This is a genomic window from Streptomyces sp. NPDC058697 (genome assembly GCF_042715345.1).
GTDB lineage: Bacteria > Actinomycetota > Actinomycetes > Streptomycetales > Streptomycetaceae > Streptomyces > Streptomyces liliifuscus.
Window position 1 is genome coordinate 369,340 of sequence record NZ_JBHXSU010000007.1, and the last position, 12,545, is coordinate 381,884.

Annotated in this window: 14 protein-coding genes; 6 read left to right on the forward strand and 8 right to left on the reverse strand. The window is 67.5% G+C overall.

Translation table 11 applies throughout. The features are described 5' to 3' along the window. Nucleotide 1: 1 nt before the first annotated feature. The 5 genes from ACFWXQ_RS19900 to ACFWXQ_RS19920 form a co-directional block, all read right to left on the reverse strand. A complete protein-coding gene (locus ACFWXQ_RS19900) occupies nt 2–478 on the reverse strand; it encodes a VOC family protein (RefSeq protein ID WP_383954757.1) in 477 nt (158 codons plus the stop codon). Nucleotides 479–536: 58 nt separating this feature from the next. Continuing rightward, nucleotides 537–2,276: an MOSC domain-containing protein gene (locus tag ACFWXQ_RS19905; protein WP_383954755.1), complete on the reverse strand. Its 1,740-nt coding sequence runs from the start codon at nt 2,274–2,276 to the stop codon at nt 537–539. Nucleotides 2,277–2,328: 52 nt separating this feature from the next. Beyond that, a complete protein-coding gene (locus tag ACFWXQ_RS19910; protein WP_383954753.1) occupies nt 2,329–3,198 on the reverse strand; it encodes a DUF427 domain-containing protein in 870 nt (289 codons plus the stop codon). 50 nt (nt 3,199–3,248) lie between these two features. Then, on the reverse strand, nt 3,249–3,968 hold the full coding sequence (locus tag ACFWXQ_RS19915; protein WP_383954751.1) for an SDR family oxidoreductase: 720 nt from the start codon (nt 3,966–3,968) through the stop codon (nt 3,249–3,251). A 312-nt stretch (nt 3,969–4,280) separates the two neighbouring features. Continuing rightward, nucleotides 4,281–4,793, reverse strand: coding sequence for a CGNR zinc finger domain-containing protein (locus ACFWXQ_RS19920; protein WP_383953999.1), 513 nt, complete (start codon nt 4,791–4,793; stop codon nt 4,281–4,283). A 299-nt stretch (nt 4,794–5,092) separates the two neighbouring features. Between ACFWXQ_RS19920 and ACFWXQ_RS19925 the strand changes: the two genes are divergently transcribed. From ACFWXQ_RS19925 to ACFWXQ_RS19940, 4 genes are all read left to right on the forward strand, one after another. Next, nucleotides 5,093–5,962 carry an alpha/beta fold hydrolase gene (locus ACFWXQ_RS19925; RefSeq protein ID WP_383953997.1) on the forward strand — a complete coding sequence of 290 codons (870 nt, stop codon included), beginning with the start codon at nt 5,093–5,095 and terminating at the stop codon, nt 5,960–5,962. A 150-nt stretch (nt 5,963–6,112) separates the two neighbouring features. After that, nucleotides 6,113–7,033, forward strand: a complete 921-nt coding sequence (locus ACFWXQ_RS19930; RefSeq protein WP_383953995.1) for a pyridoxamine 5'-phosphate oxidase family protein — start codon at nt 6,113–6,115, stop codon at nt 7,031–7,033. A gap of 195 nt (nt 7,034–7,228) precedes the next feature. Then, nucleotides 7,229–7,807 (forward strand): dihydrofolate reductase family protein, encoded by a 579-nt coding sequence (locus ACFWXQ_RS19935; RefSeq protein WP_383953993.1) that lies wholly within the window; start codon nt 7,229–7,231, stop codon nt 7,805–7,807. A gap of 165 nt (nt 7,808–7,972) precedes the next feature. Beyond that, the gene (locus tag ACFWXQ_RS19940; protein ID WP_383953991.1) at nt 7,973–9,208 is read left to right on the forward strand and encodes an alpha/beta hydrolase family protein; all 1,236 of its coding nucleotides are present in this window, start codon (nt 7,973–7,975) and stop codon (nt 9,206–9,208) included. A gap of 73 nt (nt 9,209–9,281) precedes the next feature. On the opposite strand, the gene ACFWXQ_RS19945 is transcribed toward ACFWXQ_RS19940, so the two are convergent. The 3 genes from ACFWXQ_RS19945 to ACFWXQ_RS19955 all read right to left on the reverse strand — a co-directional run bounded on the left by ACFWXQ_RS19945 (nt 9,282) and on the right by ACFWXQ_RS19955 (nt 11,603). Further along, nucleotides 9,282–10,514 carry an MFS transporter gene (locus tag ACFWXQ_RS19945; RefSeq protein ID WP_383954005.1) on the reverse strand — a complete coding sequence of 411 codons (1,233 nt, stop codon included), beginning with the start codon at nt 10,512–10,514 and terminating at the stop codon, nt 9,282–9,284. A 274-nt stretch (nt 10,515–10,788) separates the two neighbouring features. Further along, entirely contained in the window at nt 10,789–11,223 is a 435-nt protein-coding gene (locus tag ACFWXQ_RS19950; RefSeq protein ID WP_383953989.1) for a VOC family protein, read from the reverse strand. 83 nt (nt 11,224–11,306) lie between these two features. Continuing rightward, a complete protein-coding gene (locus tag ACFWXQ_RS19955) occupies nt 11,307–11,603 on the reverse strand; it encodes a hypothetical protein (protein ID WP_383953988.1) in 297 nt (98 codons plus the stop codon). A 316-nt stretch (nt 11,604–11,919) separates the two neighbouring features. Between ACFWXQ_RS19955 and ACFWXQ_RS19960 the strand changes: the two genes are divergently transcribed. Continuing rightward, nucleotides 11,920–12,318, forward strand: coding sequence for a hypothetical protein (locus tag ACFWXQ_RS19960; RefSeq protein WP_383953986.1), 399 nt, complete (start codon nt 11,920–11,922; stop codon nt 12,316–12,318). Continuing rightward, nucleotides 12,315–12,506 carry a helix-turn-helix transcriptional regulator gene (locus ACFWXQ_RS19965; RefSeq protein ID WP_383953984.1) on the forward strand — a complete coding sequence of 64 codons (192 nt, stop codon included), beginning with the start codon at nt 12,315–12,317 and terminating at the stop codon, nt 12,504–12,506. The genes ACFWXQ_RS19960 and ACFWXQ_RS19965 overlap by 4 nt, the downstream gene beginning before the upstream one ends. Nucleotides 12,507–12,545 lie beyond the last annotated feature (39 nt).

Below are 12,545 nucleotides of genomic sequence, written 5' to 3' on the forward strand. Positions count from 1 at the left end.
TTCAGCCGGACGTGTCGTGTCGGAAGCCGATTTCCTGGAGCACCCAGGTGTTGCCGTCGGGATCGGCGAAGCCGGCCAGGCTGGCGTAGTCATGGCGTTCGGGGTCGGGCCCCGGCGCCCACTCGCCCTGCCAGTCGTCCACCGGTGACTTGTGGCGGATACCGCCTACGTTGACGCCGCGTTCGGTGAGTTCGCGATGGGCTGCTTCGATGTCGACAACGGCCAGGAAGGTGGCGCGTGTTGACCCGGGTGGGGTGTCGGTGAGCCCGCTGCCGATCTGTATCGAGCAGGCTGAGCCCGGCGGAGTCAGCTGCACCACGCGGAAGTTGTCGACCGGGTGGTAGTCGACGTCGAGGACGAAGCCCGCCTTCTGCGTGTAGAACTCCGAGGCCTGGTCGACGTCGCTCACGGACAGGGTGACGACTTCGAGTCTGTAGTCCATCAGCCTCTTACCAGCCTCGCTTGGTATGTCGGGCACGGTTCCTCCTCGTTGCTGACAGTCACGGGTTTCCCCACGTGGGCTCCGCCGCGGGCGGCTACATGTCCAGGACGATGTCGGTGCCGGGCCGGGCACAGCAGATGAGCACCTCGCCGTCGGGCGGGGGATCCAGCGGGGCCGGGGAGTAGGTGATGTCGCCGGACAGGAGTGGCGTCGTACAGGTGTGGCAGACGCCGGTACGGCAGCTCCAGCGGGCGGGGACGTCGCAGGCCTCGGCGAGTTCGAGCACACTGCGGCTGCTGTCGGGCAGCGGAGTGCTGATGCCGCTGCGGGCAAAGGTCACCATTGGGCCGGTTCCGGATGGTCCGGGCGGCGGGTGGGGCGGCCCGCCGGACTGCGCGGTGAGGCCGGGGTTGATGGAGGGCAGGGCCCCGAACAATTCGGTGTGGATGCGTGACGGGTCGATGCCGGCGGCGGTGAGGGCCTGCTGCATGTCCGTCATGAATGAGGCGGGTCCGCAGACGTAGGCGGTCGCGTCGGCCGGGACGGACAGTGCGATCAGTCTGTCCCTGGTCAGGCGTCCGTCGGCGGCGTGGGCGCGGCGCCGTTGCCCGGCTGTGGCCGCGCTGTAGAACACCTGCTCGCGGGTGTGCGGCAGTGCCGCGAGCAGCGTGTGCGCTTCGGCGGCCAGCGGATGTTCCTGCGGCCCGCGGGCCCCGTGGATCCACCACACTTCCCGGTCGCTGCGCCGGGCGGCGAGTTCGTGCAGCATGGACAGCACCGGCGTGAGGCCGATGCCGGCGGAGATGAGGAGAACCGGGCCGTGGCCCTCGGCGAGGACGAAATCTCCGCGGGGCGCTGCGACATCGAGGATCGCGCCCGGCCGAATCCTCGTGGTCAGATAACCGCTCACGGTGCCGTGCGGCTCGCCCTTGACACTGATCCGGTAGCCGTCGGCATCCGGCACGCGGGACAGCGAGTAGTTGCGCACCGGGGCGGGTTCGGCCGCGTCGGGGATCCGCAATGTCAGGTACTGGCCCGCGCGGGCGGTCGGGAGTGGGGTGCCGTCCGGTGAGGCCAGGCGGATCGAGGAGACCGTCGCGCTCTCGGGCACCACCTCGGCCACCCGCAGCGCCCGGAATCCTCTCCACGCAGGACCGGTGGCCGCGGGCGCGGCGACCTCGCCGGAACCGTCGGCAGCCGTGAGCAACTCGCGGAACGAGCCCTGCCATCCGGGGCTCAGCGCCGGGATGCCCAGAGCGAGACGCAGCTTGGCAGGGTCGCGGTCGGGGAGGTAGAGCAGCGCGTCGGTGTCGGCCACGCTCAGCGCGCCGGGGCCGGTCGCAGTCCGGATGATCCGGTCGCCGGCCTGGACGCGCCCCTCGCGGACCACTCGCATGTAGAAGCCGGGACGGCGGTGGCTGACCAGCAGCGCAGGCAACTCCGGTTCACCGAACCGCAGGCCCACTCGGTAGCAGGTCACCCGCGGCTGGGTGACCTCGAACTCGGCCTCACCGATGCGGTACCGGTCCCCGATGCACACCTCGTCATCGGTCAGGCCGTCAACGGTGAGATTCTCCCCGAACTGCCCGTAGCCCAGATCGTCGCGTCCGAAGTGCCGCTGCCAGTGCCGGTAGGACTGGATCTGGTAGACCAGCACAGCCCGCTGCTCGCCGCCGTGGCCCTTGGTGTCGCCCTGGCCGTCGCCGTCGATGTTGAGCCGGCGCACCATCGCGGGGCCCTGCACCGGGTACTTCCACACGCCGGTGTGCACGGTCCCGCCCTGCCAGGCGACATCCTTCGGCATGCCGACATTCACCGAGAGCAGAGATGACATCGCTTGCTCCTCTCCATGGCGATGGCCTTTCTTGCGGGCGTGCCCGCACCGGTCAGGGCTGTTTGACGGTGTTCGTCTCTTCGAGCGTGAGGTTCCGGTCGACGCCGTGCGGGACGACGGTCTGGCCGGGTTCCAGCCTCAGGCGGACGCCGTCGAGATACACCTCGACTTCGTCCGGCTCGAAGGACACCAGCCCGGAGATACGCCCTACTTCGGTCCAGGCGTCCTCGTACGACCAGGCCGCGCGGTGGATGCCCGCGACGTCGTAGTAGCCGGCCAGGCCTTTGTAGGGGCAGAAGGTCTGGCCTTCGACGGGTGTCAGGGCGGAGGCGTCGACATCGGCGCGCGGGACGTACCAGCGGGGTGCGAACCCGGACTCGTACAGGACCAGGGGGCGTGCGGTGTCGGCGATGACCTGGTCGCCGCTGCGGACGACGAGGTGGCGGCTGGTCCGGCGGATGTCGATGCGGTGGTAGTCGTCGGCGGCGTGCCCGACGATCCGCTCGTCCTCTTCGTAGAAGGCGTCCATCGCCCGCCAGGCGAACGCGACTCGCTCCTTCAGTTCGCCGGCGTGGTCGGCCAGGCCGGTGTGCTGCCATGCCGCGCGCTGTCTGCTCTGTGTCCCGGCGCGGACGGTGAACCAGGACGTCGCCCCGAGGTCGCGGTGTTCGGTGGTGTGTTCGCTCGGCTGCAGGACGTCGGCGGCGATGTCGCCGAGAGGGAAGTAGGCCACCGGATAGCGGCCGGGTTCATGCAGTAGTACGACGTCCTCGCTGTCGGCGATCCATGTGTCACCGAACCGGACGCGCATGCGCCGGCGCAGCGGCTCGGCGAACAGCATTCGTTCGGGAAGCGGATCGGGGACCAGGAACCGACCAACCCGTCCTGGGGCGAGCGGTCCTTGCTGCCAGGAAAGTCCCATCGTTTCGTTCCTTTCGGTTCGGCCCGGGCCGAGGTGGCACAGGGGTGATGTCAGGTGAGCGGCTCGCCGCCGTCGATGTGCAGCGTCACGCCGGTCAGGAAGGTGCTGGTCATGGCGAACAGGACGCCGTTGGCGATGTCGTTGACGGTGCCGATGCGCCGTGCTGGGTTGCGGGCGCTGATGTCGGCGAAGTAGTCCGCCTTGCCTTGCTCGCCGAGCGCGTCCCAGGCGCCGGTGTCGATCACCCCGGGGGAGATGGCGTTGACCCGGATCGGGGCCAGTTCCAGGGCGAGGGAGCGGGTCAGGGTGTCCGCGGCGCCGTTGGTGATGGCCACGGCCATGGTTCCGACCGCGATCTTCGTGGCAGCCACGCCGGAGAAGAGGGTGAAGGATCCGGTCTCGCTCATACGGGGGGCCAGGTGCTTGGCCAGCATGAGCGGGCCGATCACCTTGGTGTCGAACGCGAGCCTCACCGCGTCCCGGTCCAGGTCGGCGAGCCGGCCGCGAGCGCGTGCCGAGGCTGTCGACACGACATGGTCAACGGTGCCGAGCCGTTCGCCGAGGGCAGCGATGGCGGCTTCGTCGGTGAGGTCGACGGTCTCGGTGCCGATCCCGGGCTCGTCGGCGTAGACGGCTGCGAGGGCGTGCTGATCGCGGCCGGCGGCGATGACGCGGGCTCCCGCGTCCCGGGCCGCGAAGGCGACAGCGCGCGCGATCCCGCCGCCGCGTCCGACGACGAGCACGGTCTCGTTCTTCAGGGATCCAGTCATGTCAGCACCTCTTCGAGAAATCGGTCGACGCAGCCCACCGCGGCGTCGAGATCGTTTTCGGGCAGGGCCACCAGGGCCAAGTCGTGAGATCCGGCGTCGGAGCCCGCCCGGCGTTGTTCCGGCGGGCCGGGCAGGTATGCCATCGGATGGCCGCCGGTGAGTCGGCCAGGCGGTGAAACCGCAGGCCGGAATGGGCGCGGGGCGCGGGGGGCGGGGGGGTCCCGCATTGGCTGTGCGGTGGCCACGCGACCGGCCTCCGGCTTCGCGCGGCGACCTTCGCCGCACGTCGGGGAACTGCCGTACGGTGCGGTGCTACTCAGCCGCTTCTTCGCGCGCCCGCTGGTAGTGGCGTCGTGCCTTCATCCGGTTCCCGCACACCGCCATCGAGCACCAGCGGGCTTTGTTGGGCTTGCTGCGGTCGAGGAGGAACAGCCGGCATTCCGGATTGGCGCACGGTCTGAGTCGGCCGGGCTTGGTCCGATGCAGCGCAAACCACGTCAGTACCGCCTGCACGGCCACTCGACGCGCCGGTGGCGCGTCCAGGTCCCAAACCAGGCCCTCATCGCCGATACGGGGGCGATAGGCGACGCCGTCAAGGAGTTCGGACAAGGCGTCGGCGTCGTAGTTCCCGCCCGCGGTGTCCTGCAGGACACCGCGGGCCCGCACCAGATGGCCACGTTCTTCTTCGGTTCCGTTGCCCCCGTGCGCGCGCTGCCAGGCTTTCGCCCCGGAGGCATTGAGCTGATCCTGCACGGCGCCGTCCACCACCGGGGTGGTGTTGAGCAGCTCCAGCAAGACGTGTTCCTGCTCCTGGTCGATCACCATCCGGACTCCTTGACTCCCACAGGATCAACATAACCACCATAGCAGTCTTTACTGGTTAGGCAAGGTGCAGTGGGCTTCAAGCCTCTAACCCTTGAAGCTCTCTTGACAGGTTACGCGTACAGGTGATTGAGTTCTAACCGTAGAAATGCGATTAAGAGGTTAGAGATGGAGCAGGCGTACCCAGCAGCGTGGACGCATGATCCACGCAACGTGTCTGGCTCCTACGAGTCATTTCACGGGCCAGGTCAGCAACCGTGAATCGGCAACGCAGTCACGCAGGACAACCATGGAGGCCCGAGATGAGCAGCGTCGTGCACCACCGCACCACCACCGTCAACAACATGGAGGTCTTCTACCGGGAGGCGGGCGACCCACAGGCCCCCGTCGTCGTGCTGCTGCACGGCTTCCCGACCAGCTCGCACATGTTCCGCAATCTGATCCCGGCGCTCGCCGACCGCTACCGGGTGATCGCCCCGGACCTCATAGGCTTCGGGCAGTCCGCCATGCCGACGCCGGAGGAGTTTCCCTACTCCTTCGACGCCCTCACCGAGATCACGGCCGGCCTGCTGGACCAACTCGGTGTCAACCGGTTCGCCATGTACGTCCAGGACTACGGTGCCCCCGTGGGATGGCGTCTGGCGCTGAGCGATCCGCAGCGGGTCAGCGCGATCATCACCCAGAACGGCAACGCCTACGTCGACGGCTTCGTCAAGTCCTTCTGGGACGGACTGTTCGCCTACGCGCAGGCGCCGGGTCCCCAGACGGAAGAGCCCGTACGCGGTGCTCTGAGCGCGGACGCCACCCGCTGGCAGTACGTGCACGGCGTGGCCGACCCCAGCCTGGTCAGCCCGGACAACTGGGTCCACGACCAAGCCCTGTTGGACCGTCCCGGCAACGACGAGATCCAGCTCAAGCTGTTCCGGGACTACCCCACCAACGTTGATCTCTACCCGGCCGTCCAGCAGTACTTCCGCGAGTCCCAGGTTCCGCTCCTGGCCGTGTGGGGCGCCAACGACGAGATCTTCGGGCCCGACGGCGCACGAGCGTTCCAGCACGATCTGCCCGACGCCGAGATCCACCTGGTCGAGTCTGGGCACTTCGCGCTGGAAAGCCACCTCGACGTCATCGCCGACCACATCCGCGGCTTCCTCGGTCGTGTCCTGGACTGACCGGACCCCGGGTATCGCCGACGACGGTTCTCGTTCCGGTACCGGGCACGTCGACCCGGTACCGGCACCTGAGGTCCACCCGCCGGGTCCCCGACCACCCAGGCGGGTGCTACTTCCTCACGTCCAGCAGGTGCAGCGGCAGGAGCGACGATGAACACCATTGGATTCCACGAGGGCGAACTGAAGATCCAGCGTCAGGCCGGGGTCGAAGACGAAGCCGCGCGCCTGGAGGGCATGCTCAGACCACCGCAACTGACCGGCGGGGCAGCGGCGTTCCTGGCTCAGCGTGATCTCGCTGTGGTGACGGCTCGGGACCGTGCCGGCCGGATGTGGACCTCCCCGCTGCTCGGCGCCCCCGGATTCCTCGAAGGCCGAGAGAGTGCCTTGCGGGTGCACAGAGCCCCGACGGGCGGTGATCCGCTCCAGGCTCTTCCCCTCGGCCAAGGAGTCGGCCTGCTGACCATCGACTTCGCCATCCGGAGGCGCTTCCGCGTCAACGGCACTCTCAGCCGAGCCGAGCACCACGGTCTGCTGATCGACGTCGAGCAGGCCTTCGGGAACTGCCCCGCCTACATTCAGCAGCGGACCACCCGCCTGAGCCCGGATGCCGCACTCGTCGAGGCGTCAGCGGGCGCTGCAGCATGGACGGGAGCCTTCGCACCGGAGCAGGTCGAGGTCATCACCGGGGCCGACACCTTCTTCCTCGGAACCACACATCCTGCCCGAGGTGCCGACACCTCTCACAAGGGCGGATTTCCCGGCTTCGTCCGGACCGACGGACCCGAACTGTGGTGGCCCGACTACGCCGGCAACAACATGTTCAACAGCATGGGCAACATAGCCATCGACCCCACGACCTCACTGCTGTTCATCGACTTCCCCAACGGCACAGCCCTTCACCTGTCCGGAACAGCCGAGTTGGAGTGGGTCGCCCCCGGAGGCCCCGGTGACGACGACGGCACCGGCCGACGTGTCCGCTTCCACCCCGAATTCACCAGCACCACCAGGCTTGCCCTGGCGACCGGCCGCGATGTCACCTACTCACCTAACAATCCCGCCTTGCGCCAATGACCATTCATTCGACCGCACTCCCAGTTGTCACCAAGGTGCGCAAGCCGCCACTCCGCCACGAGTGACCGGTGGCGCCGGCCCTGGAGCCGCACCCGGGATGGCCGGATGCAGCTCCTGGAGTCCAAGGGCGATTAGTTTCGCCGTGGTCGCCGGTCTGTATCCACACAAGCGATCACGACACCCGAGGAGAGCACCATGACCGTCACCTACACATTCGACGTCTTCTCCAGCCTCGACGGCTTCGGCGCTGCCGGCGGCGACTGGACCGGCTACTGGGGCAAGCAAGGCCCAGAGCTCCTCGACCACCGCCTTGGTCTGTACGGGGAGGAGCAGCGGATGGTCTTCGGGGCCAACACGTATCGGGCGTTCGCGCAGATGCTGGCATCGAGCACCGAGGAGTCGGAGGTGCGTGACCCATGGGTCACGCGGATGAGGAACCTGCCGACAACGGTGGTCTCGACCACGCTGGAAGGATCCCTCGACTGGCCGGATGCGAACGTCGTGAGCGGTGACGCCGTCGACGTCGTCGCCCGGCTCAAGGAGGAGTCCGAGGTGCCGTTGCGCTCACACGGCAGCCTGTCGATGAACCGGGCGCTGATGGCCGCCGGTCTCGTCGACCGTGTCCAGGTGACGCTCTTCCCTGTGATCACCGGTCAGACCGGCCTTGACCCGATCTTCGCGGGTGCGGCCGACTTCGACCTGGAACTGATCGAGAGCCGGACGCTCGACGGTCACATCCAAGAGCTCACCTACCGGCCCACCCTGCATGTCTGAGTCCATCCACCTCGCCTCGTGGGGCCGTCCACAGCAACTGCGGCTGTTCCGGGGCCACATGGCGGAGCATCGATCAAGGCAAGGGCCCGTATCCGGGAAACCGAACCAGAGCAGCTGGGGGAAGCACGAGTGACCCCGGCGGCGGTCCTGTCCAGGATGGACAGCATGTCGTCCTTCTCTCTCCCACGCCGCGACTTCCTGGCGGCGACTGCTCTGGCGATGTCGCCGCTGGCTGGTGCGCCTGCCGCGCAGGCTCAGTCGCAGTCGGCCCGCCGCTCGGCCATCCGGCTCCGCCTCCCCGAGCCGACGGGACCGTGCACGATCGGTACGGTCTCACTCCATCTGACGGACCGCACTCGGCCCGACCCATGGATGCCGTCGGTGCCCCACCGCGAACTGATGATCAGCGTCCGGTATCCGGCTCTCGCGCCACGCCGCGGGCAGCACTTCGCGCCGTACATGGAGCGCGGTGCGGCCGAGCGATTCGACGCCTGGGAGCCGCATCGCATCCCGTCGGGCACGGTGGACTGGGCGGGCACGCACACACATGCCTACCATCAGGCACCCGCGGACCCACGCGGCGGCCGTCGACCGGTGGTGGTGTACTCGCCGGGTGTCGGTGACCCCCGCTGCTGGGGCACCCTGCTGGCCGAGGAACTGGCCAGCCACGGCTACGTCGTTGTCACCGTCGACCACACCTACGAGTCTCCAGGCGTGCAGTTTCCCGACGGCTCGGTCAAGACGAACGACGTGCTGCTCGAGGAATTCGCGCGGGCCCAGCGCGAGGGCACGGTCCCCGCCCTGCTGGAGAAGACGCTGCGCGCCAGGGTCGCCGACGCCCGCTTCGTGGTGAGTCGGCTCGGCGCGCTGCCGCACGGGCTGTCGGGGGTGCTCGACACCGACCGGGTCGGCCTGGCCGGCCAGTCGGGGGGCGGATTCACCGCCGCTCAGAGCATGTACGAGGACCGGAGCATCCGGGCCGGCATCGACCTGGACGGCACCCTGGAGTTCAACCAGGAACCCAACGGAACCAATCTCTCGCCAGTTGCCGCCCACGGCCTGGACCGCCCCTTCCTCCTGATGGGCCGTGAAGGCAGCGACCACGCGCGAACCGAACCCTCATGGGCGGCGTTCTGGTCGCACAGCACCGGATGGCGCCGCGACCTGACCTTGCGCGGCTCCCGGCACCAGACGTACACCGATCTCGCGGCAGTCATGCCCCAGACCGGTCTGGGCCAGGACATCATCGAAGAGACCATCGGCACGATCGACCCAACCCGTGCGGTCACGGTGATCCGAACCTGTGTCACCTCGTTCTTCGACCGCTGGCTGCGAGACCGCGACGACCATGTTCTGGACGGTCCCTCAGCGAGCCTCCCCGAAGTCACCTTCGTCTGGTGAGCGGCCGCACCACGGCCCTTGGCCGAACGCGATGAGCATCGCCAGGTGCGGCACGGTCCTCACAGACATCGATTCACACGCAGTGCTCAGTCTGCCTCGCGGATGACTTGGCTTGGCGTGCGGCAACGACCATGACGATGACGGAGATCAGTACGATGCCGGCGCCGACGTAGAGCGGCGCGGTGTAGCCGAGACCCGCGGTGATGGCAAGGCCTCCGAGCCAGGCGCCCAGCGCGTTGCCGATGTTGGACGCGGACACGTTGGCACTGGCTGCCAGCGCCGCCCCGTGGGCGAAGTCGGTGACGCGAGTGATCATGCCGGGCACGCCGGCGAACCCGAACAGCCCCATCAGAAACACGAGTATCACCGACGCGGTGGCACTGCCCGCCAGCAGACCGAACGCGGTCAGGGTCACGGCAAGCCCGAGCAGAGCGAGGACCAGGGCGCGATCACGGTCGTGGTCGGCCGCTCGTCCGCCGACCAGGTTCCCGACGACCAGACCGACGCCGTATACCATCAGCAGCCAGGCGACGTCGGCGGGGGAGAAGCCGCCGACCTCGGTGAACGTGTAGGCGATGTAGCTGAACGCACCGAACATTCCGCCGTAGCCGAGAGCAGTTGCCGTCAGGGTCAGCCAGACCTGCGAGGAGCGGAACGCACGGAACTGCGCGCGCAAGCCGTCGGCCGGTGTTGGCGGTGTTGGCGCTGTCGGCGGTGCCGCGTCTGAGCGGCCGGTCACTGTCGGCGGGCGTGTCTCTCCCGCCTCGTCGGGGACGAGGGCGGCGATTCCTGCCAGCGCGAGCACGCCGATTGCGGTGACCGCCCAGAAGGCCGCTCTCCAGCCCCAGCGTTCACCGACCAGCGCGCCGAACGGTACGCCCAGCACGTTCGCGAGTGTCAGCCCCGCGAACATGACCGCCACCGCGCGGGACTTCTTCTCCGGCGCGACCAGACTGCGGGCGACGAGCGAGCCGATCCCGAAGAACGACCCGTGGCACAAGGCCGCGACGATCCGCCCGAGCAGCATCACCGGGTAGCTCGGTGCGAGAGCGGACAGCAGGTTGCCGACGACGAACAAGGCCACCAGGCCGACCAGAACCGCCTTGCGGGGCAGCCGGGCCGTCGCCGCGGTCAGCGCGATCGCACCGACCGCGACACTCAACGCGTACCCGGAGATCAGCCACCCCGCCGCTGCCTCTGACACCGCGAAACTCGACGCCACCTGCGGCAACAGCCCAGCGATCAGGAACTCGGTCAGCCCGATGCCGAACCCGCCGAGTGCCAGTGCCACAAGCCCACTCGGCATCCGCCGCCGCTCGATCATGCTCCTGTACACAAGGGGGCTGGAGGCGCCGTCTCGCATTTGGCTTTCGTCTCCTTTGAGGAGGCGGTCAAGTCGAGTACGGGCGGGGTGAGTTCATGCCAGGCCGCAGCCGACGTCCATGGCTCCACCCTCACCCCTGAAGACGGACTCATCCATGGACAAAGATCGAGGACGCTTGGACGAAAGTGAGAACACCATGGACGAGTGAAGGTGTGCCTGGCTCACTCGGATCGTGCCCTCCCGACTCGGAGGATGCTCAGTCGAGACAGAACTCGTTGCCCTCGATGTCCTGCATCGTGATGCAGGACTCGTTGTCGTCATCGGCAACCTGCGTGAGCACGTGCACCGCACCGAGCGCGATCAGTCGTGCGCATTCGGCCTCAAGCGTGGCCAGACGCTCTTCACCCACGAGTCCGGTGCCGGCCCGCACATCGAGATGTACCCGATTCTTGGCGACCTTGCCTTCGGGAACGCGCTGGAAGAACAGTCGCGGGCCCACACCTGAGGGATCACTGCAGGCGAACCATGCACCCCGATCCTCCGGAGGCAGGGAGCGGTTGAAATCGTCCCAAGTGTCGAACCCCTCCGGAGGCGTCGGTACGACGTATCCCAGTACCTCGCACCAAAAACGAGCGACGCGCTCAGGTTCTGCACAGTCGAAGGTGACTTGGAACTTCTTGATCGATGACATCGGCGCACCATAGCAGGGGCACTTTGATGCTCATTTCCGGGTGTGGAGCCGCCCGTTGTCGACAGTCCAGTTGCGGAACAGCCTCAGCGGGTGACCACGTTGAACACCGGGTACGTCTGCGGCTGCACGTCGGCGAGGCCGAGTTCCCGCAGGATCGGGATGAGGGTCTCGCCGAACTGCTGAAATGCCTCCTCGGACTCCCAGACGTCCACGACGAGCCACCCGTTGCCGGTGGGCGCGGCCGTGTGCGAGATGAGACCGGACACCGGCCAGTCGGCGGGGCTCTTGACCGGGCCGGGCCGGCCTGAGACCTTCTCCGCGCTCTGCTCGTACTGGGCCTGGGTCATCCCGGGCATATCGAGAACCACGACGATCGCCATAGCTGCGTTCCCTTGCGAAGAGGTACGGAGTCGTCTGGCCAGTTGACCATCTTGATGAGCAGGCTGCGCGTTGGCCTGAGCCGGGCAGGGCATGGACCGCAATTGCAACAGCGGTGGCCCTCTGCTCGCCCCGTACTGCGGAGGGGTTCCCATTGGCAGCCGGTGGGGGAGAGGCCCATACGCTCGGAATGAACCCAATGCGCTTCTGATCAATATGACCAACCAGACGACGCTTGATGTCAAGCACACTTGACATCGAGGTGTGGTGCCTCCTAGCGTGTCAAGTGTACTTGACATCGCGCCGAAGGGGGCTCCCGTGCAAGCGCACAACGAGATCAAGGCGTCCGCTCGGCTTGTGCTCTGGACACTCGCCTGGGTGGCGACCGTTGCCGTGGCCAAGTTCGGCCCGCGACTCCTGTGGGAGCCGCCACAGGAGGTGGCGAGCTGGGCGGCTGTTGCCGTCAATCTCGCCGTCGGCATCGGCTGGATCGTCGCCTTCACGCACTTTCTCCGTGCGCTCGACGAGCTGCAACGGAAGATCATGCAGGATGCGCTGGCGGTCACCCTCGGCGTCGGGTGGGTTGTCGGGTTCTCCTATGTCGTCGCGGACGCTGCCGGCCTCGTCACCCACGACGTCGATATTGCTGTCCTCCCCTCGCTCATGGGTGTCGTCTTTGTGATTGCCTTCGTCGTCGGCAAGATCCGATACCGATGAAGAACCGCATCACGGCCCTTCGCGCCGAACGCGGTTGGACTCAGGCCGACCTGGCTCAGCATGCCGGCGTGTCCAGACAGACGATCAACGCCATCGAAACAGGGAAGTTCGACCCGAGCCTTCCCCTCGCCTTCCGTCTCGCCAAGCTCTTCGCCCTGAAGATCGAAGAGATTTTCCTCGACGAATGAGCCCGATGCGTTTCTGATCAGTAGGCCGAGCCGGTTCAT